We start from the raw sequence: 21,933 nt of genomic DNA on the forward strand, positions 1-21,933 counted from the left end.
TCAGTGAACCTCAAGCCACGATCAAGCCTCGCTTCGATCTTGGCGCCGCCGCGGTCTTGCCACGCGCGTAAGCGGTCTTCTAAGCTCCTCGGGTGAGATAATGACCGGACGAGAACAACAGGTTGTGAAACGTTCAAACCCCCTACCGATATGAATACTGACTCCGACATCCACCACGAGCAGTGATTCATATGGGAGAGGAACGCCATGACGGCCGACGGGATGATTGAGTTTCTCCGTCAGTACTCTGACAGTCGTCTGGACTCGTGGCTCATGGACGAGCGCCGTTCCCTGCCGCCGTCCCTGGTATCCCATTTCGGCGCCGAGGGCCTGCTCGGACTTCGGGTCGACCGGAAGTACGGAGGGCAGGAGCTCTCCTACACCGACACGTTCCGGGTGATCCGGCAGGCCGCCGCGATCGATCCCAACCTCGCCGTGCTGCTGGTCGTCCACAACTCCCTCGGGATACCGCCCATCCGGGACTTCGCCGACGAGGAGACGAAGCAGCGCGTCCTGCCCGTCCTGGCCACGGGACGCGGTCTGACCACGGTCGCCACCAGCGAACCGGGGATGGGGTCGAACGTGGTGCGCGGGATGACCGCCACGGCGGTGCGGCAGGCCGACCGGAGCTTCATCATCAACGGCGACAAGTCCTGGATCAGCCTCGGCGCGGCCTCGACGTACATCACCGTGCTGGCCAGACTCCAGGAGCCCAACGGCCGCAAGAAGGGGATCACCGCCTTCCTCCTTCCCACGTCCACACCCGGGTTCCGGCCCCGCAGCGAGGCCATGACCATTGGTCTCAGAGCCATCCCGCAGGACCACATAGCCCTGGAGAACATGCGCGTGCCCGCCTCCGCGGTCCTGGGCCCGGAGGGCGGCGGCGCCGCGGTGGCCCAGAACTCCTTCCGGACCGGGCGCGCCTTCCTCGCCGCCTGCGGCACCGGCGCGATGCAGCGGTGCGTCCAGATCGCCGAACGGTTCGCGAGCCGTCGGAGCGTGGCCACCGGCCGGCTGCTCGACAACGGCGTGACACAGAAGGTCCTCGCGGACTGCGCCGCGGCCGCGCGCACCGTGGAGGCGCTCGTGTTCTCGGTGGCCGACCGGTTGGACCACGGCGGGCCGGTGCCCGACGAGTTCTTCTTCGCCTGCAAGATCATCGGTTGTGAGCTGGCCGGCCAGGTCGTCGACCAGTGTGTGCAGCTGATGGGAGCGCGGGGCTTCGTCGACACCGACATCGTCGGGAAGTACTTCCGCGATTTCCGGGTGCTGCGCATTTTCGAGGGCGCCACCGAGGCCATGTCGGTCTTCATCGGAACCCGCATCCTGCGGGATCTGGATTCCTTCCACACCACGATGGTGAAGAGCTTCGGCACAACGCGGATGGGCAGCGATCTCAAAGCCGGCCTGCATGATCTGGTCGAGCGGGCCGGGACCGGCCTCACGCCGCAGCAGAGCCATGTGCTCGCACGCGCCGTCGGCGATGTGGCGTGCTGGGGAATCACGGCCGCGGCGATCGCCGAGACGGCCGAGAACAGCCGCACAGACCTGGATGTCTACGCGGCTTATTGGGCCGCCCAGAAGCTCGAACAGCGTCTGGTCTCCGCACGGAGCGAGGTTCAGCCCGCTTTGGCATTGTCCGCCGACGCCCTGGCCATGCACATCGCCAAATACGTGGGGGCGATCGGCGACACGCAGCAAAGCCACGGTGGCGAACGGCGCACTCTCGACGCATTCCTGCAGCGCCATGCCGAATAGAGCTTCCGTACCGATCCCGGTACGGGCCGAATGCCACCCATCCATAAAGGAGATCCCCCTATGGAGCAGTATCAGCATGTCCTCGACACACTGCGTGGCATCATCGAAAGCTCCGTCGACGAATTGTCCGTCGGCGACATCGCCGCGGACAGCGACCTGTCCGGCGAACTCGGAATCGACTCGCTCGCGATGTTCGAGATCGCGGACAAGGCCCAGGAACGATGGGGCATAAGGATTTCCGATGACGACCTCAGTCGATTCACGACGGTCGACAGCATCGTGAGTTTCGTCCAGGCCGCGGCCGGCAAGCAGGCCGTGCCGGTGATGTCAGAAGCGTGATGGACGGGGAGACCGACGGCCGCCGGGGGGACGGCCGCGCGGTCTCCCTTTTTCCGTTTCTGTTCCGCTCACGGATTCTCTCTGGCAAGGAAAGAGCCCCATGGACAAGAGATGTCGGACCGATCGGCAGACCGACACCGCCCCCGACTTCTGTGTTGACGACCGCGGGGGGATCAGGATATGACCGGCGCCGCGGTCGTGGCGGGTCTGGGTTCGAGCGTGCCGGCGTCCGCGATCACCAACGACATGCTCGCAGGGCGGCTGGACACCTCCGACGAGTGGATCCGCAGCCGCACAGGCATCGGGGCCCGGTACTGGATCGAACCCGGCCAGGCGACCTCGGATCTGGCGGTGGAAGCCGGAGCCCGGGCCGTGGAGTCCGCCGGGGGCGATCAGCCGCAGGCCGTGGTGGTGGCCACGACCACGCCGGACCGGCCGTGTCCGGCGACCGCGCCGGCGGTGGCCACGCGCCTGGGTCTGCGCGGCGCCGCGGCCTTCGACGTCGCCGCCGTCTGCTCGGGGTTCCTGTACGGACTGGCCACCGGCGCCGGGCTCATCGCCACCGGGATCGCCGACCGCGTCCTGGTGATCGGCGCGGACACCTTCAGCACCATCCTGGATCCCGACGACCGCTCGACGGGCGTCATCTTCGGCGACGGCGCGGGCGCGGTACTGCTGCGGTCCGGACAGTCCTCGGAGCCGGGCGCGTTACAGGCGCTGGATCTGGGCAGCGACGGTTCCGGCACCGACCTGATCACCGTTCCGGCCGGCGGCTCCAGGCAGCGCTCCACCGGGTCGGCCGCGCCGGCGACGGACACCTACCTCAAGATGGCGGGCCGGGAGGTGTTCCGGGAGTCGGTGAGCCGCATGGTCGGCTCCTGCGAGTCCGTCCTGGAGCAGACCGGGTGGACGGTGGCCGACGTCGACCGGCTCGTCCCGCACCAGGCGAACCTGCGCATCATGCACGGTGTGGCCGACCGGCTGGGGATGGACCGCGACCGCGCCGTCGTCGACCTGGACCGCGTCGGCAACACCTCGGCCGCCTCGATCCCGCTGGCGCTGGCCCGCGCGGCGGCCGAGGGTACGGTCCAGCCCGGCGACAACCTGCTGCTGACCGCCTTCGGGGGCGGACTGACCTGGGGGTCGGCCACGCTCACCTGGCCGGACATCAAGCCGGTCTGACCGGCGCCCGCGCGTCCGCGGCCCGTCCGGATCCGGACCGCGGGCGTCGGGCGTCGGGCGTCGGGCGTCGTGGTCGGCGCCCGGTCACCGGTGCCGACCGACAGTCGCCGGCGGCGGGCCCGGTCAGGCCATACGGGACCGGGCCGAACAGGATCGGGGCGGGAAAGCCGGGCTGCCGGCGGGTATCAGGGTTCAGAGGGTGTCCGTCAGGTCCCCGACCTCCGCGGCGAGCTGAGCCGCCCGGCTCGTCACCATCGCGGCGTCGCTGTCCCGCAGCCCCACCGTGAGCACCGCCGCGTCGTGGCCGGGGACCCGGACCGGGACCGAGGCGAAGATCACGGTGCCGGTGGCCGGCTCGTTCAGCGGGATCGGGGCGGTGACCGCCGGGCCGCCGCCATGGTCCAGGCTCTCGATGACCGCCAGGATCCCGACCGGCGCCAGGTGCGGGAACGCCTCCGGGGCCGGCGTGCCGAGGAGCCCGACCGCGCCGAAGAGCTGGTCGTGCAACGTGTTGGCGTACAGCACCTCCAGGCCCGGGCGCGCGGCGATCATCGCCGTGCCGCCGACGGCCTCCAGCGCGCCGATGATCTTCTGCCGGCCGCCGATCTCCGCCAGCACCTCGTCGCGCGCGGCCTTGAGCACCTGCAGGCCGTGGTTGCCCCAGGAGTTGCCGTCGGACTCGCTGCGGGGCGCCGGATCGATCGCGCACACGGTGCCGATGACCGTTCCGTCCTCGTCCATCAGCGGCACGCCGATGTAGCTGCGCACGCCGAGCTCGTCCACGATCGGGTTGCCGCGGAAGCGGGAGAAGTCGAAGACGTCGTCCAGCGTCAGCGCGGCCTTGCGGCCCACGACGTGCACGCAGAAGCCCAGTTCCATGGCCACGTACCGGCCCGGGTCGCCCAGGAAGGCCGGCTCGCCGCTGGCCGGTTCCCGGCCGTACAGGCCCACCAGGTACTGGCCGTCCTCGCCGACCATGTTCACCATCGCCGCGCTGGCGCCGGTGGCCTCGGCCGCCCTGCGCGCGACCTCGTCGAACACGGAGTCCGGCGTGGTGGCCAGCCCCAGCTCGCGCTGCCGGGCCGCGCGCGCGGCGGCGTCCGACGGCGCCGGCTGGCCCAGCCGCAGGGCCGGGGTATTGAAGTCGTCGCGCTCTGTCATATGTAGCTTCCTTCATGCGCGGCCGGCTCGGGGGCGGCAGGCCGGACTGTCCGGTAGTCGATGCTCTGCAGGTGCTTCACCAGCGCGATGAGGACGTTCACGGATGAGGTGCGCGAGCGGGCGTCGCACATCACCACCGGTACCTCGGCGCGCAGCTGGAGCGCCTCGCGCACCTCCATGGCGGTGTAGGCGAACTGCGCGCCCTCGAACTCGTTGACGGCGACCAGGAACGGGATCCCGGTGCGCTCGAAGTAGTCCACCGCCTCGAAGGAGTCCTCGATGCGGCGGGTGTCGACCAGCACGATGACGCCGAGCGCCCCGATGCACAGCTGGTCCCACATGAACCAGAACCGCTCCTGGCCGGGCATCCCGAACAGGAACAGCACGTACTCGTCGGCGATGCTGATCCGGCCGAAGTCCAGCGCCACCGTGGTGGTGGTCTTGCCGCCGGTCAGCGCGATGTCGTCGACGCCGACGCTGGCCTCGGTGATGGTGGCCTCGGTCTTCAGCGGCGTGATCTCCGAGACCGCCCCGACCAGCGTGGTCTTGCCCACGCCGAAGCCGCCGGCTATCAGGAGCTTGAGACCGCCGGGGAGGTCAGAGCTTGTAGAGGGCATCCAGCACCTTCTCCAGAAGGTCTGTGCTCGGCCGGGCCCGTTCGAAGACGGGCACGGGCGCGCGGGTGTCGATGGCGCGCCAGCCGAGCAGGTCGGACAGCAGGATCTTGGTGACGGCCAGCGGGAGCCCGGACAGTGCCGAGACCTCGGCGACCGAGATCGGCCGGTCGCACAGGCTCAGGATGTCGTCGTGGTCCGGGCCCAGGTCGCCCGGCTCGCGGCCGGTGGCCACCACATAGGTCACCAGGTGGAAGTCGGCGTTGGGCGCCGTCCGGCCGCCGGCCACCGCGTACGGCCGGATGAGCCGGCCGGCCGCGGAGTCGACGAAGGCATCCGGATCGCCCCGGCTCACGACCGGGCCCGGGCCGCTGCCACCGCACCGTCCGCGGCGCCGCGCGGGGCCGTGCCCAGTTCCCGGACCACGGCGGTGACGCAGCGCTGCATCTCGAACCCGATCTGCCGGGGGTCGGCCTCGCGGTCGGCCAGCACCCCTATGCAGGTGCCGGGGCCGGCGGCGCCGACGCACAGGAACGCCCCGTCGAGCTCCACCACGACCTGGCGCACCCCGCCGGCCCGGACCGTCTTGCCGATGGCCGTGACGATGCCCCACATGCCGCTCTCGGCGGCGGCCAGGGTGTCGGCCTCGTCCTTGTTCAGACCGGTGGTGTAGGCGCGGACCAAACCGTCCGTCGACATCAGCAGCACGCTGCGGGCGGCCGGGATGCTCTGCAGCATCCGGTTGATCAGCCAGCTGAGATTCTCTTCGGTCTGGTTGCTCACTGGTTCCACTCCTGACGGTTCGCGGTGGTGCGATCGTGCTGCGAAGGATCCGGCCCGGCCGCCGGGGGGTCGGCCGGTGCGGTGCCCGAGGAAAGGCCTTGCCAGAAGTCCGACATCATCGTCGGGGACAGCGCACCGGTGCCGTGCCGGCTCTCCTGCGACTCGTCCTGGATCAGGCGCGCGGAGATGTGGCCCTGCGGGGTGCGGCGGCGAAGCTGCGGGCGGCCGTCGGACAGCCGGCCCGAGGCCGATTCGGGGGTCTGCCCGCCGGGCTGGGACCACGGCGGCACGGAGGTGCCGGGGGCCTGGCCGGCGGACGGCGAGAACGACGAGGCCGACGACGCCGACGGATACGGCACGACGGAACCGGTGGGGCCCGGCAGCGACGAGCCCTGCGACGGCGCGGGGGCGCCGGTCGTCGTCGGCGGGGTGATGGACGGCCACTGCGCTTCGGCCGGGCGCTGCGGGGCCTGGTTCTGTGCGGCCTGTTTCTGTGCGGCCTGGTTCTGTGCGGCCTGGTTCTGCGGGGCCGGAGCCGGAGCCGGGACCTGGCGGCCGTGGCTCGGCTGGGAGTAGCCCGGCAGCGAGTAGTCCGGTGCCGAGAAGTCCGATGCCGAGTAATCCGGTGCCGAGTAATCCGCCTGCTGATAGCTCGGCTGGGAGTAGTCCGGCCGGCCGTAGCCGGGCGCGGCCGGCTGGCCCGGCGCGGGCACCGCGGGCCGCGGCGAGGACGGCGGGGCCTGGCGCGAAGCCTCCTGCGCCGCGGCGGCGGGCGAAGTGGGCAGCGGGGACCCGCCCATGGCCGTCCGGGACGGCAGCGGCGCCGCGTGCGAGCCGGAGGAGGAGAGCGGGGACGCGGTCGGCAGCGGCGGCGGCGTCGAGGCGGTCACCGGGGACAGCGAGGCCGCCGAGTTCGGGGCCGCGGGCGTGACCGGGGCGATCGGGGCGAGCGAAGCCGCCGGGCTCGACCCGGCCGGGCCGGACATGGACAGCGATCCGGTGGCCCCGACGCCATTGGCGTGGGCAGTGCCGGTGGCATGGGCGGTCGCCGGCGGAAGGGTGTCCGGCAGCGGCAGCGACGCCAGCGCCGGACGGGCCGGCAGCTGCGTGTGGTCGACGCCGCGGCGCGGCTGCTGCCCCTTGTCGGCCGGCAGCTCCTCCGGCGCCAGCAGCGCGTCCGGGATGACCACCAGGGCCATGGTGCCGCCGGTGACGTTCGGCGCCAGCTCGACGGCGATCCCGTGGCGCTGGGCCATCTTGGCGACCACGGACAGGCCGATGCGGCCCTGCGAAAGCAGGTCCCTGACATTCGCGCCGGACGGGTCGCGCAGCAGCGTGTTCAGCCGCCGGAACTGGTCGGACTCCATGCCGATGCCGTGGTCGTTGATCTCGATCGCCAGGCCCGCGGACACCCGGTGCGCGCCGACGGTGACCTTGGTGGTCGGGTTGGAGTAGTTGGTGGCGTTCTCCACCAGCTCCGACAGGATGTGGATGACGTCGGAGACCGCGTGGCCGTGGATGCGGCCCGGGGCCCGCGGGATCACCTGCACGCGCGGGTAGTCCGGGGTCTCGGAGACCGCCGAGCGCTGGGCCACGGTGACCGGGACCGGGTGCGTCCACTGCCGCTGCGGGAGCGCCCCGACCAGCACGCCGATGTTCTCGCCGTAGCGGCGGACCTGGGTGGCCTGGTGGTCGATGCCGAACAGGGACTTCAGGAGCTTGGGGTCCTCGACCTCGTTCTCCAGCTCGTCGAGCCGGTTGATCTGCTGCAGCACCAGGGTGAGCAGCCGGCGCACCAGCTGCGCGAAGATGACCTGCAGGTCCACGCCCTCGTCGGAGATGGACGTGGGGCCGACCGAGGCCTTGGTCGCCGCGGCCAGGGTCGCCGCCGCCTCGGTGGCGTTGGCCACGACGTGCGCGGAGGCCGGGGGCGCCGGAGGCGGGGTCGGCATCTGCTGCTGCGTCCCGGGGCCCGGCGCCGCGTGGGGCTGCGGTCGCATCTGCGGCTGCGACTGGGGATGGGGCTGCGGCTGCGGCTGCGGCTGCGCCATCGGGGGCTGCGGCGCCGGCCGGAACCCGGGGTCGCCCGCCCCGGATATCCCGGATATCTCAGCCGCGCGGCCCGGGCGCCCGGCGAAGGCCAGGGTGGCCAGGACGACCGCGACGATCAGGCCGACGAGGACCCAGACGGCGGTCATCGTGCCGCCGCTGATGTGGTAGCCGGCCGAGTGCGCGCCGTCGACCACGATAAAGATCGCAGCGGCCGCCAGCGCCGCCGAGCACACCGAGGGGGCCACGACCCAGGCGGTCGGCCGGCGGCCGGCGGGCCGGCGCTGCTCGGCGCCGTAGGCCGAGTGCCGGCCGGGCGCGCCGTGGCCGGGACGCGGCGCCTCCTGGACGCGGTCCGCCGCGGTCACCGGGGGTCACCGCCGGCGTGGCTGCGGCTGCGAGCTAGTACGGAAGCCATATGCCAACCCTACGTTCTGAGTCGATTACGAAGTGGATACCGGCTCGAATTCGAAGAACATATCAGAAACCTGACAAAGATGTGCCATGATCGACCCTGGACCCATTACATCAGGAGTCGCCCGCGAGGCGATATCTGAGGGCGTGGATAAGGGTTTCACGCCAGGGGCGCAGGTGCCGGGCGCGCGCACGGACGCACCGCGCCCGCGAGGGCATGTCAGAGGTCGACGACACCGCACGGCACCGAGCCCGAAGAGCCGCCGAGGCGGCGTACCGGCGACCGGCACACCGCGCGACCCTTGCTCCGTACACAAGTTCCCACCCACACCCTGACCAACGCGCGAACCCGCGATCGGTTACGCGACCGCTTCAGCCTGGCGGGGTTCGGCCGGTTCGGACAGCTTCGGCACGTAAAGACTTCGGAAAACCCGCTACGGCGGCACGAGACGATTCGGGCGCCTTTATACAGACCCCTGATTTCCCAAGGGGGGACCGATTGGTCTGGACCACGCAGAAGGACCGAGGCGGCGCGGCGGAGGTGATTACCTCTCACCTTCGCCGCCCGCGAATTCACGCCTTGGTGAAGGCTTTCAGCCGCCGCCAGGCTCCTCGGCCGCCTCGGCTACGGGCCCACTAGCCGCCGCGCAGACCGCCCATGCGCGGTGCGCCTGGATACACCTGCCTTCACGGTCTCCGCCCCGGCACAGTCTTTTCAGCCCTACTGTGGCCCGATGAACAAGCGGTCGTTGGTGGTCGGCGGGCTCCGGATGAACGTCGTGGAGGCCGGTACCGGGCCGGCTGTCGTGCTGCTGCACGGGTTCTTGAACTACTCGTACTCCTGGCGGCACCAGGTGCGCGATCTCGCCGCGGCCGGATACCGCGTGCTGGCGCCGGATCTGCGCGGGTACGGGGAGACCGGCCGGCCCGGGGATGTCGAGCAGTACTCGGTGCTGCATCTTGTGGGGGACGTGGTCGGGCTGCTCGACGCGTTCCGGATCGAGCAGGCGACGGTGGTCGGGCACGACTGGGGGTCGATGCTCGCGTGGAACACCGCGCTGATGCGGCCCGACCGGGTGCGGGGCGTGGTCGGGATGAGCGTGCCCTATGTGCCGCGCGGCGATGTCAGCTTCCTGGCGGCGATGCGGGAGCGGTTCGGCGACCTCTATTACATGCAGTACTTCCAGGAGCGGGGTCCCGCCGACCGGGAGCTGGCCCGCGACGTCGCGGCGACGTTCCGCGGCGTGCTGGGATCCGGGTCCGAGCCGTGGGAGCCGGTGCTGCCCGAGGGCGGGGGGTGGCTGGATTGCCTGCCGGACAAAGGGATTCCGGACTGGCTGGCCCCCGCAGACCTCGACGCGCACGTGGCCGCGTTCGAGCGGACCGGGTTCACCGGCGCGCTCAACTGGTACCGGAACCTGGAGCGGAACCACGAGCTGACCGCGGCCTGGCAGCGGGCGAGGATCCAGGTGCCCGCGCTGTTCCTTCACGGGACCCGCGACGCCTTCGGCCGCCACGCCTCGGCGCTGATCGACGACCTGCCGAACGTCGTTCCCCATCTGAAGGGCGTCGTGCGCCTGGACGCCGGACACTGGATCCAGCAGGAGCGACCCGACGAGGTCACGGCGGCGTTGGTGGACTTCCTGGAACGCGATCGGCCCGATCCGCGAGTCCGGGATCTGACCTGCTGAATCAATCCAGAGTCGGGCTGAATTGTTCTAGAGTCGGACAGATGGGGAACCTCATCGACTACCGCTCTCCCGGTCCGTTCACTGATGTGCGCGCGGTCGATCCGGCCGCTTTGCGAGGCCTGGCAACAGATCCGGTCGACCTGTGCCGGCCGGTCTCGCGCCTGGTCATCCAGCCGCACGACGCCAAGGCCGCGGGGATCACCGCCGAAAGGCTTGCGGAGAACCAGATCCGGCCGGCGGCGGCACTCGTCGAACGGCTGATGGCGGCGGGCACCGCGCCGCTGAGCCAGGGGCGCGAGCCCGGCGAGCGGGTGGTCGGGACGTGCCGGCACTTCGCCGTACTCGCCTGCGCGCTGCTGCGGAACGCGGGCACCGCCGCGCGCGTGCGCTGCGGGTTCGCGACCTACTTCCAGCCCGGCCAGGCGCTCGACCACTGGGTGATCGAATACCGCCCGGCGGACAGCGCGCGCTGGATCCGCCTGGACCCCGAGACCCTCGGCGGCACCGCGCTGCCGAACGCCGGGGACCTGAAGCCCGGTGACTTCCTCACCGGCGCTGAGGCGTGGGCCATGTACCGGCGCGGCGAGGTGGACGGAGCGACCTTCGGCGTCTACGGCACCGAGAACTTCGGCCCGGCCGAGATCCGCGGCAACGCGGTGAAGGACCTCGCGGCCCTGAACAAGGTCGAGAGCCTGCCCTGGGACGAGTGGGGCCAGATGACCGAGGCCTACGAGGGACGGACCGGAGACGACTACGACGCGCTGCTGGACGAGCTGGCGGCGGCCTGCGCGGGCGACGACGCCGAGGCGATCGGCGAGCTGTACCGGAACCCGGTGTTCGAGGTGCCGGCGGAACTGCTGCGCTGAGGCGTTTTCCAGGGCCCTGTGACGCATCTCTCAGGCCCCTGATGGCCGACACGCCAGTTCGACCGGCGCGCCGCCGAATTCCCCGCGCGGACCGATAGCCTTCCCCCTTCCACCGGTCCGCGCCGGGGCTCGCCCCCGGTGCCCGCACCCCCAGGAGCCGCGCAATGGCCCAGGTCAGGCTGCCGCGTCAGCGTTCGTCGGAAACCGTCAGCGTCCTGGTCGGCGGGTATGCCGGCCGGGTGACGGTGGTCCGGCCCGACGACCGCCCGCCGCAGGTGCAGCTGATGGCCGGGGCCCACGGGTCGACGGTCGCGGGGTTCGCCGACGCCATCGGGACCGCCATCAGCCTGGGCCTGGCCGGAGGCGCCGGCTTCGACGACTACCGGGCGGCCCTGGGGCTGCTGGGGCTCAGCGCCGAGCAGCTCGGCCGGGAGTGACGCCGCCACGACCCCTGTAAAAGTGGTATCTCCGATGCGTGTTAACGTGAGCGCGCTGGACGATCCGCCGACCGGCGGGGCGTCCGGCGCGCCTGCACCACGTAAGGAGTCACCGTGCTTTCCGAGAAATCCACCGCGACCGTCCGCGCCACTCTGCCCGTCGTCGGCGCGGCGATCGGGGACATCACCGAGCGCTTCTACGCGCGGCTCTTCGAAGCCCATCCGGAGCTCCTGCGCGACCTGTTCAACCGCGGGAACCAGGCCGCGGGCACCCAGAAGCTCGCGCTGGCCGGCTCGATAGCCGCCTTCGCGACCCACCTGGTGGAGCAGCCCGGCGCCCGGCCGGACGCGATGCTGTCGCGGATCGCGCACAAGCACGCCTCGCTCGGCGTCAGCCCGGCGCAGTACAAGGTCGTGCACCAGCACCTGTTCGCGGCCATCGTCGAGGTCCTCGGCGACGCCGTCACCCCGGACGTCGCCGAGGCCTGGGACGAGGTCTACTGGCTGATGGCCAACGCGCTGACCGCGATCGAGGGCCGGCTGTCCACCGAGCGCGGGTACCTGGTCGGCGGCACGTGGCGGGACTGGGAGGTCGTGGGCCGGCGCGAGGAGACCGCCGACGTGGCCTCGTTCCTGCTGCGGCCGGCCGGGGGCGGAACGCCGCAGCCGTTCCAGGCCGGGCAGTACGTCTCGGTGCAGGTCGAGCTGCCGGACGGGGCGCGCCAGATCCGGCAGTACAGCCTGACCTCCGCCCCGGACGCCGAGGTACGCCAGATCAGCGTTAAGCGCGAGCGCGGCACGCAGGACGGGCCGGCCGGCGAGGTGTCGAACCACCTGCACGACACCGTGCGGGTCGGGCAGGTGCTGCGGATCTCGGCGCCGTTCGGGGACCTGGTGCTGGACGCCGCCGGCGGGGCGCTGGAGCGGCCGCTGCTGCTGGCCTCGGCGGGGATCGGCGTGACGCCGATGGTCTCGATCCTGGCCGAGCTGGCGGCCCGGGAGCACGCCGCGCCGGTGCTGGTCCTGCACGCCGACCGGAGCCCGCAGGCGCATCCGCTGCGCTCCGACCAGGACATACTGGCCGCCAAGCTGGCCGGCGGCCGGACCTACTACTGGTACGAGCACGACGCCGGCGAGGCCGGCCGCACGGGCCTGGCGGACCTGACCGACGTGGAGATCCCGGCCGGGACCGCGGCGTTCCTGTGCGGGCCGCTGCCCTTCATGCGCGCGGTGCGGGAGCAGTTGCTCGCCACGGGGGTGCCCGCCGCCGACATCCACTACGAGGTCTTCGGGCCCGACCTGTGGCTGGCCGCCTGAGCGGCCGGCGTCACCGCCGCATCGCGATCGACAGCAGCAGCGGTCCGGTCGGCGCGGCGGTCACGTCCTCGATCGTGAGCTGGTCGAGCGAGACGTAGAACGCCTCCTGCGCCGCCCGCAGCGCACTGCGCAACCGGCAGGCGGCGTTGAGCGGGCACGGCTCCCCGTCGTCGACACAGGCGGCGAGGTCGCCGGACCCCTCGAAGGTGCGCACCACCGCCCCGACCGAGGCGGCGCGCCCGGCCGCGGTGAGCACCAGTCCGCCGCCGCGGCCCCGGCGCGCCTGCACCAGGCCCAGATGCTGGAGCTTCCCGACCACCTTGGCCATGTGCGTGGTGGCGGCGCCCATCGCCTCGGCGACGTCGCGGGTCGTCGGCAGCTCGTCCGGGGCGGTGTCCGGCGGGACCACGGCGAGCCGCATCAACAGGCGCAGGGCCAGGTCCGTGGACTTCATCAGGCGCATGGGGCGAGCTTACGTCGGGGCCGCGCATATTTGGTATTCACCATGCGCCTTTATGCGACGTTGAGGGAAGGGGTCCTCCTCCACCCACCCGCGTTCCACCCGCCTTCCACCCCCGGATGGAAGCGATTCCAACCGGACTCTTGCGAATCTCGAGATGTCAGCGAGAACGAGCAGGGCCGAAGAGGGGAAGAGATCATGGACGCCAGCGTGTGGATCGTGAACATAGCGGTTCTGGCCTCGGTGCTCGGCACCGACCTGGGGCGGCGCAAGGTCGGCGTGATGCGCCTGCTGCGGCCGGCGATCGTGGCCGCGGTGATCGTGCCGCTGTACGTGAAGCACCCGGCCACCTCCGGGAGCGGGCTGGTGCTGGAGCTGGCCGCGGCGGCCCTGGGGCTGCTGCTGGGGCTCGGTGCCGCGGCGCTGCTCAAGGTGCGGCGGGACCCGGCGAGCGGCGAGATCTACACCCACGCCGGGGCGCCCTACGCGGCGCTGTGGACCGTGGTCATCGGTGCGCGGCTGCTGTTCGTGTACGGCAGCAACCACTGGTTCACCGCGCAGCTCGGGCGGTGGATGTACCAGCACCAGATCAGCGTGAACGCGCTGACCGACGCCCTGGTCGTGATGGCCATAGCGATGCTGCTGGGACGGACCGGGACGCTGGCCGCCAAGCGGCGGACCGCGGTGGCCGGGCACGTCGCGACCGGTACGCCGGCGCGGGGCACGCAGGCCGTGCGGTAGGTCCACCGGTGAGCGCCCGAAACGCCACCAGGACACAGCAGGACACAGCAGGACACAGAACAGCAGGACAGCACCTCGACCGAGGCCGCCGGGCACCTTCGCCCGGCGGCCTCGGTATTTGTCGGCCTCGGCGTTCGGCGGCACCTCGATCCATCTCGGGTCGGTCCATCTCGGCTCAATCCATCTCGGGCTCCCGCCGCGCCCGCCAGGCGTAGACGCCCAGGGCGCCGACGACCAGCGGCACCCCGAGGATCAGGACCATCGCCTCGATGCCCCGGCGGGTGTCGTCGTCCGTCTTCAACAGCAGCTGGCGGGACAGGCCGCAGACCGGGACGCCGCCGGGGCCGCTTTGCGCGCAGGCCGACATCGAGTACCAGGCCATGGCGCCGGAGCCGGAGCCGTCGTCGATGACGTCGCTGGGCCCGGTCAGCGGCGCGGGCGCCTCGGCCAGGTCCTGGACCGTCCCGGCGACGACCTCGGCGCGGATGTCGACCGGCCGGCCCGGGACCAGGTCCGCGGTCCAGGTGGGCATCGAGGCCGAGCCGGCGGCTGGGTCGGCGGCCGGGCTGGCCCGCAGGACGTGGAAGCCGGGCGGGAGCATGGCCGTGACGGCGACGTGCCGGTAGGGGACGTCCGCGGCGTCGCGCAGCTCGATCGTGTAGTCGATCGCCGCGTGCTCGTCGGCGGGAGTGGCGCCGCCGAGGACGTCGACGGTCACGCCGGCCGGCGGGGCGGCGGCGGGCGGCGCGGGGGTGGTGTCCGCCGCGGCCGTGGCGGCCGCGGGTCCCAGAAGCGTCATCGCCGCGGCCGCACCCACCCGGAGCAGCCTCGGCCCGCGTATGCCGCTCACCGGATCGGTACGGCCTGTCGGAACCGGCGTTCGATCACGTGGGCGCGTGGCTCGCGGGTGAGGGCCGGGGAAGACAGCACACGCATGTGCGATACCGTCCTTTCGCTTTCGTTCTGACGTGCGGACCGCCGGCTGGCGGCCACCCGTCCGAGCCTGCAAGCCCCGAGAAGGGCTCGCATCCGCTGTGAGGCCGCCCGAGGGAACGGGATACCGCTGACGTGTTCGCCTTTGTAGACTCGAAAGCTGTCATAACACTTCACCAGCGCGGGGGAACTGCACCATGTCGACGGCCGCCGAGACCGCGAACAGCAAGCCCATCAACTACCGCCTGAACCTGGGCGAGGGGTGGACCAGGATCCGCCTGGACGAGCACGCCGAGGCGGACGTCAACGCGTTCCTGGACACGGTCTTCGCCGCGGTCCCGGCCGACGCCGCCGAGGCCGGGCGCGGCCTGATCGCCGGCCGGCTGGGCTCGCAGATCCTCGCCGGCCGCGCCAAGGGCGGGATCGACTTCTACATCCCGACGCCCGGCGGGGGGCCGGTCCCGGCGCTGACCGTGATGGCCTCCGAGGTGAAGATCCCCAGCGCCGCGGTGCCCGAGCCGGCCGACGTGGTGGCCCGGGTCGCCGCCTCGAACCCGACCGCGCGCACCGGCGTGATCGCCGGGATGCCCGCGGTGCGCATCGACCGCAGCGCCGGCGCCGACCCGGACGCCGAGCCCGCCGACGAGGACCCGGCCGAGCCGGACGGCCCGCAGCCGCCGCGGCCGCGCCACATCGAGTACGTGGTGCCGGTGGCCGGGGACCCCGACCACCGCTGGCTCTCGATCGCGCTGACCGGGCAGGCCGGGCCGGGGGCGGACGAGGCGCGGGTGGACGCCGCGGTCTCGCGGTTCGACCAGGCCGTCGCCGAGCTGGCGTGGACCGAGGGCGAGAGCGAGAGCGACGGCCCGACTGCCTGAGCGCGGTTCGCCAGGATCGCGGGAGCGACAGCCCGACTGCCTGAGCGCGATTCACACGGGATTCGAGCCGGGTCGCGGCGGGGGTTCGCGGCCCGGTTTCGCATGTCCGCAAGGCTTCGGTGGCCGGCGAAGTCGAGACCGCCTCAGCACACCTCAGTACACAGCCTCCGGCGGGTCGTAGAGCCGGACCCCGTCCGTGAGCAGCCCCGCGCGCTTCACCGTGCGCAGCACCTGCACCACCTCCAGCTGCCCGATCCCGGCGATCGCCCCGACCCGGCCGGTCAGGTATTCGTACAGATCCTCGATCTCCCGGCAGACCACGACCGCCGCCAGGTTCGTCGGCCCGGTGGTCGCCGCGGCGAAGGGGACCTCGGGGTGTGAGCCGACCGCGCGGCCGGCCGCGTCCAGGTCGGCGGGGGCGACGGCGGCCGTCAGCATGGCCTCGACGTGGAAGCCCAGGTGGATCGGCAGGATCTCGACGTCGAAGTAGAGCACGCCGCTGTCGATCAGGTGCTCGACGCGGCGGCGGACCGTCGACTCGGACTTGCCGACGGCGGCGGCCAGCTCCGGGTACGGGGCCCGGCCGTCGCGGGCCAGGACGGCCAGCAGCGCGTGGTCGGCGTCGTCGAGCTCGAACTCGCCGGTCGCCGCGGGGAAGTCGCGGTGCAGCGCGGCCGCCTGGTCCGCCCCCAGGCCCGCGGCCAGGCCCGGCCAGCCGCCGGGGCCGCCGACGAAGACGTGCATGATCGTCTTCACCGACACCCCGGTGACCTGCCGGGTGCGCGGCAGCTTGTCCAGCAGCAGCAGGTCGCGCTCGCGCCGGGACCGGGAGCGGGTCATGCACGACACCTCGGTGCCGCTGGCGTTGATCGTCACCCAGCCGATGTCCCGGCGGCGAGCCAGGGCGTCGGCGATCGCGCCGGCCGCGCCGGGCACGCACTGCACCCGCACGTTCGACTGGTAGAGGCCGACCCGGTTGCCGAGCGGCAGGCCGATCACCCGGAGCAGGCCCTCGCCGCGCAGCCGACGGTAGCGGCGGGTCACGGTCTGGTCGGAAACGCCGAGCACCTCGGCCAATCGGCTGAACGAGGCGCGGCCGTCGATCATCAGGGCCTGGGCCAGCTGGCGGTCGAGCAGGTCGAACTCCGCGACCGGCCGGTCGGGGGGATCGGTCGCGGCTCCGCGCTGAGTGGTCATGGAAATCCATCATGACACCCGGGCCGGGCATGGAAAACCGCCGGGATCCGGCCGCCGATACCTTTGATACCGCCACCTGCTGGGACCGTCGAGACGGCCAACCGATCCAACCGATCCAACCGATCCCTTTCGCGTCCTCAAGGAGGACCCCATGCGCAAGTGGCTGCCGCTCGTCGCGGTCTGCCTGGGGACGTTCATGCTCTTGGTGGACGTCACCATCGTCACCGTCGCGCTGCCCGACATGGCCCGAAGCCTGGACACCACGTTCGCCGACCTGCAGTGGGTCATGGACGTCTACGCCCTGGTCCTGGCCGCGCTCCTGCTGGCCGCCGGCTCCCTCGGCGACCGTGCCGGGCACCGCCGGCTCTACCTCGCCGGCCTCGTGGTCTTCGCCGGGGCCTCGCTGGCCTGCGGCCTGGCCACCAGCCCCGGCGTGCTCATCGCCTTCCGCGCCGTGCAGGGCATCGGCGGCGCCGCGATGCTGGCCACCACCGTCGCCCTGATCAGCCATCTGTACTCCGGGCGCGACCTGGGCACCGCCTTCGGCGTCTGGGGCGCGGTCAGCGGCGCCGCGGCCGCGACCGGGCCGATCCTGGGCGGGCTGCTCACCCAGCACCTGGACTGGCGCTGGATCTTCTTCGTCAACCTGCCGATCAGCGTGGCGGCGGTCGTCATGACCCTGCGTTATGTCGAGGAGTCCCGCGGCAAGCACCGGCCGGGCCCGGACCTGCCGGGCCTGCTGACCTTCACCGCCGCGGCGGGGCTGGCGACGTACGCGCTGATCAAGGGCAACGACTACGGCTGGGGCTCGGCGCGCACGGTCGGGGTGTTCGCCGGCGCGGCGGTGGCGCTGGCCGCGTTCGTCGTGGCCGAGCTGCGCGGCAGGTCCCCGATGCTCGACCTGAGCCTGTTCCGGCGCGGGACGTTCACCGGCGTGATGATCGGCGCGCTGCTGCTGTCGGGCGCGGCGTTCTCCTACTTCGCCTACGAGTCGCTGTGGCTCCAGTCGGCGCTGGGCATGGGCCCGGTGACGGCCGGGCTGTGCTTCGTCCCGATGAGCGGCGCGGCGTTCGTCACCGCCGGGCTGGCGGGGCGGCTGCTGGAGGACCGGATCCCGCCCGGGGTGATGATCGGCGGCGGACTGCTGCTGATCGCGGCCGGCTCGGCGCTGCAGATGCTGGTCGGCACCGGGTCCAGCTGGACGGTGCTGGTCCCCGGGCTCCTGGTCAGCGGGGTCGGCGTCGGGCTGGCCACGCCGACGCTGGTGTCGACGGCGGTCGCCGCGGTCGGGTATCAGCGTGCGGGGATGGCCAGCGGCGCGGTGAACACGGCCCGGCAGCTCGGGAACGCGCTGGGCATCGCCGTGCTCGGGGTGGTCTTCCACGCCGGCCTGTCCTCCTCGGTGCACGACGCGGGCGTCCCGCGGCCGACGGCGGTGACCGACGCGCTGGCGGCCGGGCAGGCCCAGGGCGTGCTGGCGGGCGGGGGCGCGGCCCAGCGGCCCGCGCTGGAGCACGTGGTGCACGCGGCGTTCGCCTCCGGACTGCGGTCGGCGTTCCTGGCCGCGGCCGTGATGGGAGCGGTCGGCGGGCTCGCGGTGCTGGCGCTGGTGCGGCGGCCGGGACAGCAGGGCGGCGGTCACGGACCGGCGGAGCAGCCGAGGACCGAACACGTGGTGGTTCCCGTCGAAGCGTGAGAGCCACCGACACGCGAGGTATCAAAATCCGTGGATTCGCCCTCTGCCATGGCTAATGTCCTACCCGGTCTCCCGGGTAGGACGAGCAGAGGGCGAGTCTGGCATGGTTGGGCGGTTCGGGCACGTCACGGCCACGTTGGCGGCCGCGGCATTGATGGCGGCACCGAACGCGGTGTCGGCGGCGACCACGGGCGCGGCGTCCGTGGATGGTCCTACTACTGCGCGGATCGGGTTGGCCGGCGCCGACCCGGACGGGTTGCGGCAGTTCGCGACCGCGGTGGCGGACCCGCACAGCGCGCAGTACCGGCGCTTCCTGACACCGGCGCAGGTCCAGGAGAAGTTCGGGCCGACGGCGGCGCAGCTGAAGCAGGTGCACCAGTGGCTGGCCGACGGCGGGCTCCGGGTCACCGGCGAGAACAGCCACTGGATCGACGTGGCCGGGACCTCGGACGAGGTCAAGAAGGCCTTCGGCCACCCGCCGCAGCCGCGGATCACCGAGGACGAGGGATACGAGGCACGGGCCGCCGCGGCGGTACCGGCCGAGCTGGCCGGGACCGTGTCGAGCGTCGCGGGGCTGGTACCGGAGCCGCAGGGGATGCGGCAGTTCTCGTATCGGGTCACCGCGGGCCCGCGTCACAGGGCGCTGCCGGGCGACGGGATCAACCCCGGCGGGCCGATGCAGCCGGCGACGCTCGAGGCCCCGACCACGCGGGTCGATCCCGGCGGTCCGATGCAGCCCAGCGGTCCCGGGACGCCCACCGCCAACGGTCCCGTGGCGCCGTCGGGCCCCAGAGTCGGAGTGAATCCCGGCGGCCCGATGCAGCCGAGCGGCCCCGGAACGCCCACTGCCAACGGCCCCGTGGCACCGGGCAGCCCCACCGTCGGCGTGAATCCCGGCGGCCCCATGCAGCCGAACGGTCCCGGAACACCCACCGCCAACGGCACTGTGGCACCGGGCAGCCCCACCACAGGCGTGAATCCCGGCGGCCCCATGCAGCCGAGCGGCCCTGGCGCCTCGGGCGGCCCCGTCATCGTCGGCGGCCCGATCAAGCGCAGCCTGCCGGCCGACGCGGGCGATCCGACCCTGCCGGCCACCACGTCCGCCGCCTGCTCCAGCGACTGGGGCGGCTCCCCCGCCACCGGGCTGCCGGAGGGGTACAACAAGCCCGATCCGCTCGTGGCCTGCGGGTACAGCCCGAAGCGGCTGCGCGCCGCGTACGGGGTCACCGCGTCGGGGTTCAGCGGCAAGGGCGCGATCATCGGGATCGTCGACGCCTACGGCTCGCCGACCATGCACCCCGACGCCGACAGGTTCGCGAAGTCGGTCGGGGACAAGGCGTTCGGGACCGGTCAGTACCTGGAATCCGTGGACCGCGGGGCGTGGAAGCATCTCGGGGACGACGTGTGTGAGACCCCTGCGGCGTGGGGCGGGGAGGAGGCCCTGGACGTCGAGATGGCGCACGGGCTGGCGCCGGACGCGGTCGTGCACTACTTCGGCGCCGCCTCGTGTCAGGACTCGGACATCGCCGCAGCGCTGGCCTCGGTCGTCGACAAGCACGCGGCGGACCTGGTCACCGGGTCGTTCGGGGAGATCATGCACTCCGCCGGCGGGGACATCGATCCGGCGCTGGTCGCGCAGGAGGAGCAGATCTTCACCGCCGGCGCGGCCGAGGGCATCGGGTTCGCGTTCGCCACCGGCGACTGCGGGGACCAGGCCGCGGGGCTGGACGGGCCGGGGTGCGACCAGGGGTCGGGGCGGCCGCAGCTGGAGTGGCCGGCGGCCTCGCCGTGGGTGACGGCCGTCGGCGGCACCGCGCTGGCCCTCGCGCCGGACGGGACCCGGCACTGGGAGGCGCCGATGGGCGACCTGCGCTCGGATCTGTCCGGCGACGGCAGCAAGTGGGCCCCGCTGCCCGGGCAGTTCTACTTCGGCGGGGGCGGCGGCGCCAGCACCGATTTCGGCCGGCCGGCGTACCAGAAGGGCGTGGTGCCGGCGGCTCTGGCGCACCCCAAGGGCAAGGCCAGCCTCACCCCGATGCGCACCGTGCCCGACGTCGCGATGGACGGCGACCTGCTGACCGCCGTGCTCACCGGGCACACCGACCCGACGCTCGGCGGCTACGGCCAGGACGTGGTCGGCGGCACCTCGGCCGCCGCCCCGATGTTCGTCGCGGTCCAGGCCGACGCCATGCAGGCCGCCGGCGGCGCGCTGGGCTTCGCCAACCCCGCGTTGTACAAGCGGGCCGGCACCAAGCAGCTCACCGACATCGTCGCGAGCCCGAAGGGCGCGCCGAAGACGATCTCGGCCGTCGTGGACCACGGGATGTTCGGCGCCGTGCACGAGGCGCGCCTGTTCAAGCTCGGCGCGGACCACGGCTTGCGCGCCCGCAGGGGATACGACACCGCGACCGGGCTCGGCTCGCCGACGGCGGCGTACATCACCTCCTACAAGCCGGCTCCGAAGGAAGAGGTCGACGGCGACAAGAACGGCGACAAGAAAGAGGGGTGAAGGCCGCCGGGCGTTCGCCCGATGGGGTCAAGGGCCGTGACCGGTCGGCGGCGCGGGCGGTTGGGCGCCTTGAGCTGATCGGAAGGAACCCTCATGCGCAAGATCGCAAGCTTGGCCGCCCTGACCCTGTGCGTCGTCGCCGGCGGCACCTCCGCCGCGAGTGCCGACGTCAGCCTCGGCCCCCTCCCCCTCGGCCCGGACGCCACCACCGCGCCGCCGGCCCCGGGGACTCTGGACTTCGCGAACACCTGGTGCGGCGCGCCGTGGCAGTGGTCGGGGCAGCAGTCCGGGGCGGGTTGCAGCACGCAGCACGACGGCGGCGCGCCGGGGCAGTAGGGGACCGCGCGCCATTCTCACCGCGCCGTCCTCACCGCCGTCCTCACCGCGGCAGCCAGGCCTCCGGCGACTCCGCCATCCGGCGCACGTGCGCCGGCAGCTTCCCGCTGAGCACGTGCGCGAGGCTGGTCTCGTCGAGCACCTTGCGCAGCGCCGCGCGCGCCGCGACCCACACGTCCGACAGGTGCTGCGCGGCGTTGCTGTACTCGGTCTCGTGCGGGCGCAGGCCCCGGACCTCGGCCAGCGGCCCGTCGACGGCGCGGATCACCTGGCCGATGGAGATGGCCGAGGCCGGGCGGGCCAGGCTGTAGCCGCCCTCGGCGCCGCGGTGGCTGCGGATCAGGTCGGCGCGGCGCAGCTCGACCAGGATGGACTCGACGAACTTGCGCGGCAGGCCCTGGTGGTCGATCAGGACCGTGGACTTCACCAGGTCCGGTCCGTGGGCCGCGAGCTCGAGCATCACCCGGACCGCGTAGTCGGCTTTTGCTGAGATCTGCACGCTGCCGATGCTAACAGCCGGTAAACCCATCGGTTCCGTGGGAATTGGGTGCGCGACCGCTCGCGGCCCGGCC

The 21,933-nt window shown here is 72.5% G+C and carries 21 protein-coding genes; 12 read left to right on the plus strand and 9 right to left on the minus strand.

What is annotated here, in order from left to right; all coding sequences use genetic code 11:
- Nucleotides 1-207: 207 nt before the first annotated feature.
- The 3 genes from ABIA35_RS00650 (at nucleotide 208) to ABIA35_RS00660 (ending at nucleotide 3,279) form a co-directional block, all read left to right on the plus strand.
- Nucleotides 208-1,758: an acyl-CoA dehydrogenase family protein gene (locus ABIA35_RS00650; RefSeq protein ID WP_370340041.1), complete on the plus strand. Its 1,551-nt coding sequence runs from the start codon at nucleotides 208-210 to the stop codon at nucleotides 1,756-1,758.
- Between the two features lie 60 nt (nucleotides 1,759-1,818).
- Entirely contained in the window at nucleotides 1,819-2,097 is a 279-nt protein-coding gene (locus tag ABIA35_RS00655; protein ID WP_370340040.1) for an acyl carrier protein, read from the plus strand.
- Between the two features lie 180 nt (nucleotides 2,098-2,277).
- Nucleotides 2,278-3,279 (plus strand): beta-ketoacyl-ACP synthase III, encoded by a 1,002-nt coding sequence (locus ABIA35_RS00660; protein WP_370340039.1) that lies wholly within the window; start codon nucleotides 2,278-2,280, stop codon nucleotides 3,277-3,279.
- Between the two features lie 192 nt (nucleotides 3,280-3,471).
- Here the strand turns inward: ABIA35_RS00660 and ABIA35_RS00665 are convergent, their stop codons facing one another.
- The 5 genes from ABIA35_RS00665 to ABIA35_RS00685 are packed head-to-tail and all read right to left on the minus strand — an operon-like array spanning nucleotide 3,472 to nucleotide 8,254.
- Entirely contained in the window at nucleotides 3,472-4,440 is a 969-nt protein-coding gene (locus tag ABIA35_RS00665; protein WP_370340038.1) for a GAF domain-containing protein, read from the minus strand.
- The gene (locus ABIA35_RS00670; protein WP_370340037.1) at nucleotides 4,437-5,057 is read right to left on the minus strand and encodes an ATP/GTP-binding protein; all 621 of its coding nucleotides are present in this window, start codon (nucleotides 5,055-5,057) and stop codon (nucleotides 4,437-4,439) included. The genes ABIA35_RS00665 and ABIA35_RS00670 overlap by 4 nt, the downstream gene beginning before the upstream one ends.
- Entirely contained in the window at nucleotides 5,038-5,409 is a 372-nt protein-coding gene (locus ABIA35_RS00675; protein ID WP_370340036.1) for a DUF742 domain-containing protein, read from the minus strand. The genes ABIA35_RS00670 and ABIA35_RS00675 overlap by 20 nt, the downstream gene beginning before the upstream one ends.
- A complete protein-coding gene (locus tag ABIA35_RS00680; protein ID WP_370340035.1) occupies nucleotides 5,406-5,837 on the minus strand; it encodes a roadblock/LC7 domain-containing protein in 432 nt (143 codons plus the stop codon). Before ABIA35_RS00680 ends, ABIA35_RS00675 begins: the two co-directional genes overlap by 4 nt.
- Nucleotides 5,834-8,254, minus strand: a complete 2,421-nt coding sequence (locus ABIA35_RS00685) for an ATP-binding protein (RefSeq protein WP_370356090.1) — start codon at nucleotides 8,252-8,254, stop codon at nucleotides 5,834-5,836. Before ABIA35_RS00685 ends, ABIA35_RS00680 begins: the two co-directional genes overlap by 4 nt.
- A 780-nt stretch (nucleotides 8,255-9,034) precedes the next feature.
- Here ABIA35_RS00685 and ABIA35_RS00690 point away from each other — a divergent pair.
- From ABIA35_RS00690 to ABIA35_RS00705, 4 genes are all read left to right on the plus strand, one after another.
- Complete coding sequence (locus tag ABIA35_RS00690) at nucleotides 9,035-9,991, plus strand: alpha/beta fold hydrolase (RefSeq protein ID WP_370340033.1); 957 nt, start codon at nucleotides 9,035-9,037, stop codon at nucleotides 9,989-9,991.
- Nucleotides 9,992-10,032: 41 nt separating this feature from the next.
- Nucleotides 10,033-10,857, plus strand: coding sequence for a transglutaminase-like domain-containing protein (locus ABIA35_RS00695; protein WP_370356092.1), 825 nt, complete (start codon nucleotides 10,033-10,035; stop codon nucleotides 10,855-10,857).
- A gap of 164 nt (nucleotides 10,858-11,021) precedes the next feature.
- Nucleotides 11,022-11,294 (plus strand): hypothetical protein, encoded by a 273-nt coding sequence (locus tag ABIA35_RS00700; RefSeq protein ID WP_370340031.1) that lies wholly within the window; start codon nucleotides 11,022-11,024, stop codon nucleotides 11,292-11,294.
- 114 nt (nucleotides 11,295-11,408) lie between these two features.
- Complete coding sequence (locus ABIA35_RS00705) at nucleotides 11,409-12,611, plus strand: globin domain-containing protein (RefSeq protein ID WP_370356094.1); 1,203 nt, start codon at nucleotides 11,409-11,411, stop codon at nucleotides 12,609-12,611.
- A gap of 10 nt (nucleotides 12,612-12,621) precedes the next feature.
- Here ABIA35_RS00705 and ABIA35_RS00710 read toward each other — a convergent pair whose 3' ends face one another.
- Nucleotides 12,622-13,074, minus strand: coding sequence for an Rrf2 family transcriptional regulator (locus tag ABIA35_RS00710; protein ID WP_370356096.1), 453 nt, complete (start codon nucleotides 13,072-13,074; stop codon nucleotides 12,622-12,624).
- A 195-nt stretch (nucleotides 13,075-13,269) separates the two neighbouring features.
- Here ABIA35_RS00710 and ABIA35_RS00715 point away from each other — a divergent pair, with 195 nt between their 5' ends.
- Nucleotides 13,270-13,812, plus strand: a complete 543-nt coding sequence (locus ABIA35_RS00715; RefSeq protein WP_370340028.1) for a hypothetical protein — start codon at nucleotides 13,270-13,272, stop codon at nucleotides 13,810-13,812.
- Between the two features lie 175 nt (nucleotides 13,813-13,987).
- On the opposite strand, the gene ABIA35_RS00720 is transcribed toward ABIA35_RS00715, so the two are convergent.
- On the minus strand, nucleotides 13,988-14,611 hold the full coding sequence (locus tag ABIA35_RS00720) for a hypothetical protein (RefSeq protein WP_370356098.1): 624 nt from the start codon (nucleotides 14,609-14,611) through the stop codon (nucleotides 13,988-13,990).
- A gap of 331 nt (nucleotides 14,612-14,942) precedes the next feature.
- Here ABIA35_RS00720 and ABIA35_RS00725 point away from each other — a divergent pair, with 331 nt between their 5' ends.
- On the plus strand, nucleotides 14,943-15,623 hold the full coding sequence (locus ABIA35_RS00725; protein ID WP_370356100.1) for a hypothetical protein: 681 nt from the start codon (nucleotides 14,943-14,945) through the stop codon (nucleotides 15,621-15,623).
- Nucleotides 15,624-15,776: 153 nt separating this feature from the next.
- Here ABIA35_RS00725 and ABIA35_RS00730 read toward each other — a convergent pair whose 3' ends face one another.
- Nucleotides 15,777-16,820: an Lrp/AsnC family transcriptional regulator gene (locus ABIA35_RS00730; protein WP_370340025.1), complete on the minus strand. Its 1,044-nt coding sequence runs from the start codon at nucleotides 16,818-16,820 to the stop codon at nucleotides 15,777-15,779.
- Nucleotides 16,821-16,971: 151 nt separating this feature from the next.
- Here ABIA35_RS00730 and ABIA35_RS00735 point away from each other — a divergent pair, with 151 nt between their 5' ends.
- The 3 genes from ABIA35_RS00735 to ABIA35_RS00745 all read left to right on the plus strand — a co-directional run bounded on the left by ABIA35_RS00735 (nucleotide 16,972) and on the right by ABIA35_RS00745 (nucleotide 21,361).
- The gene (locus tag ABIA35_RS00735; protein WP_370356102.1) at nucleotides 16,972-18,516 is read left to right on the plus strand and encodes an MFS transporter; all 1,545 of its coding nucleotides are present in this window, start codon (nucleotides 16,972-16,974) and stop codon (nucleotides 18,514-18,516) included.
- 103 nt (nucleotides 18,517-18,619) lie between these two features.
- Entirely contained in the window at nucleotides 18,620-21,025 is a 2,406-nt protein-coding gene (locus ABIA35_RS00740) for a protease pro-enzyme activation domain-containing protein (RefSeq protein WP_370356104.1), read from the plus strand.
- Between the two features lie 93 nt (nucleotides 21,026-21,118).
- Complete coding sequence (locus ABIA35_RS00745) at nucleotides 21,119-21,361, plus strand: hypothetical protein (RefSeq protein WP_370340022.1); 243 nt, start codon at nucleotides 21,119-21,121, stop codon at nucleotides 21,359-21,361.
- A 43-nt stretch (nucleotides 21,362-21,404) separates the two neighbouring features.
- Here the strand turns inward: ABIA35_RS00745 and ABIA35_RS00750 are convergent, their stop codons facing one another.
- Nucleotides 21,405-21,860 (minus strand): Rrf2 family transcriptional regulator, encoded by a 456-nt coding sequence (locus tag ABIA35_RS00750; RefSeq protein ID WP_370340021.1) that lies wholly within the window; start codon nucleotides 21,858-21,860, stop codon nucleotides 21,405-21,407.
- Nucleotides 21,861-21,933: the final 73 nt, after the last annotated feature.

Origin of the sequence: Catenulispora sp. MAP12-49 (genome assembly GCF_041262705.1) — a bacterium.
Lineage (GTDB): Bacteria > Actinomycetota > Actinomycetes > Streptomycetales > Catenulisporaceae > Catenulispora.

Bases quoted from the DNA above. Each gene is read 5' to 3' on its own strand.
- ABIA35_RS00650 (WP_370340041.1), top strand. From the start codon at position 208: ATGACGGCCGACGGGATGATTGAGTTTCTCCGTCAGTACTCTGACAGT.
- ABIA35_RS00655 (WP_370340040.1), top strand. From the start codon at position 1,819: ATGGAGCAGTATCAGCATGTCCTCGACACACTGCGTGGCATCATCGAA.
- ABIA35_RS00660 (WP_370340039.1), top strand. From the start codon at position 2,278: ATGACCGGCGCCGCGGTCGTGGCGGGTCTGGGTTCGAGCGTGCCGGCG.
- ABIA35_RS00665 (WP_370340038.1), bottom strand. From the start codon at position 4,440: ATGACAGAGCGCGACGACTTCAATACCCCGGCCCTGCGGCTGGGCCAG.
- ABIA35_RS00670 (WP_370340037.1), bottom strand. From the start codon at position 5,057: ATGCCCTCTACAAGCTCTGACCTCCCCGGCGGTCTCAAGCTCCTGATA.
- ABIA35_RS00690 (WP_370340033.1), top strand. From the start codon at position 9,035: ATGAACAAGCGGTCGTTGGTGGTCGGCGGGCTCCGGATGAACGTCGTG.
- ABIA35_RS00695 (WP_370356092.1), top strand. From the start codon at position 10,033: ATGGGGAACCTCATCGACTACCGCTCTCCCGGTCCGTTCACTGATGTG.
- ABIA35_RS00700 (WP_370340031.1), top strand. From the start codon at position 11,022: ATGGCCCAGGTCAGGCTGCCGCGTCAGCGTTCGTCGGAAACCGTCAGC.
- ABIA35_RS00710 (WP_370356096.1), bottom strand. From the start codon at position 13,074: ATGCGCCTGATGAAGTCCACGGACCTGGCCCTGCGCCTGTTGATGCGG.
- ABIA35_RS00715 (WP_370340028.1), top strand. From the start codon at position 13,270: ATGGACGCCAGCGTGTGGATCGTGAACATAGCGGTTCTGGCCTCGGTG.
- ABIA35_RS00720 (WP_370356098.1), bottom strand. From the start codon at position 14,611: ATGACGCTTCTGGGACCCGCGGCCGCCACGGCCGCGGCGGACACCACC.
- ABIA35_RS00725 (WP_370356100.1), top strand. From the start codon at position 14,943: ATGTCGACGGCCGCCGAGACCGCGAACAGCAAGCCCATCAACTACCGC.
- ABIA35_RS00730 (WP_370340025.1), bottom strand. From the start codon at position 16,820: ATGACCACTCAGCGCGGAGCCGCGACCGATCCCCCCGACCGGCCGGTC.
- ABIA35_RS00735 (WP_370356102.1), top strand. From the start codon at position 16,972: ATGCGCAAGTGGCTGCCGCTCGTCGCGGTCTGCCTGGGGACGTTCATG.
- ABIA35_RS00740 (WP_370356104.1), top strand. From the start codon at position 18,620: ATGGTTGGGCGGTTCGGGCACGTCACGGCCACGTTGGCGGCCGCGGCA.
- ABIA35_RS00745 (WP_370340022.1), top strand. From the start codon at position 21,119: ATGCGCAAGATCGCAAGCTTGGCCGCCCTGACCCTGTGCGTCGTCGCC.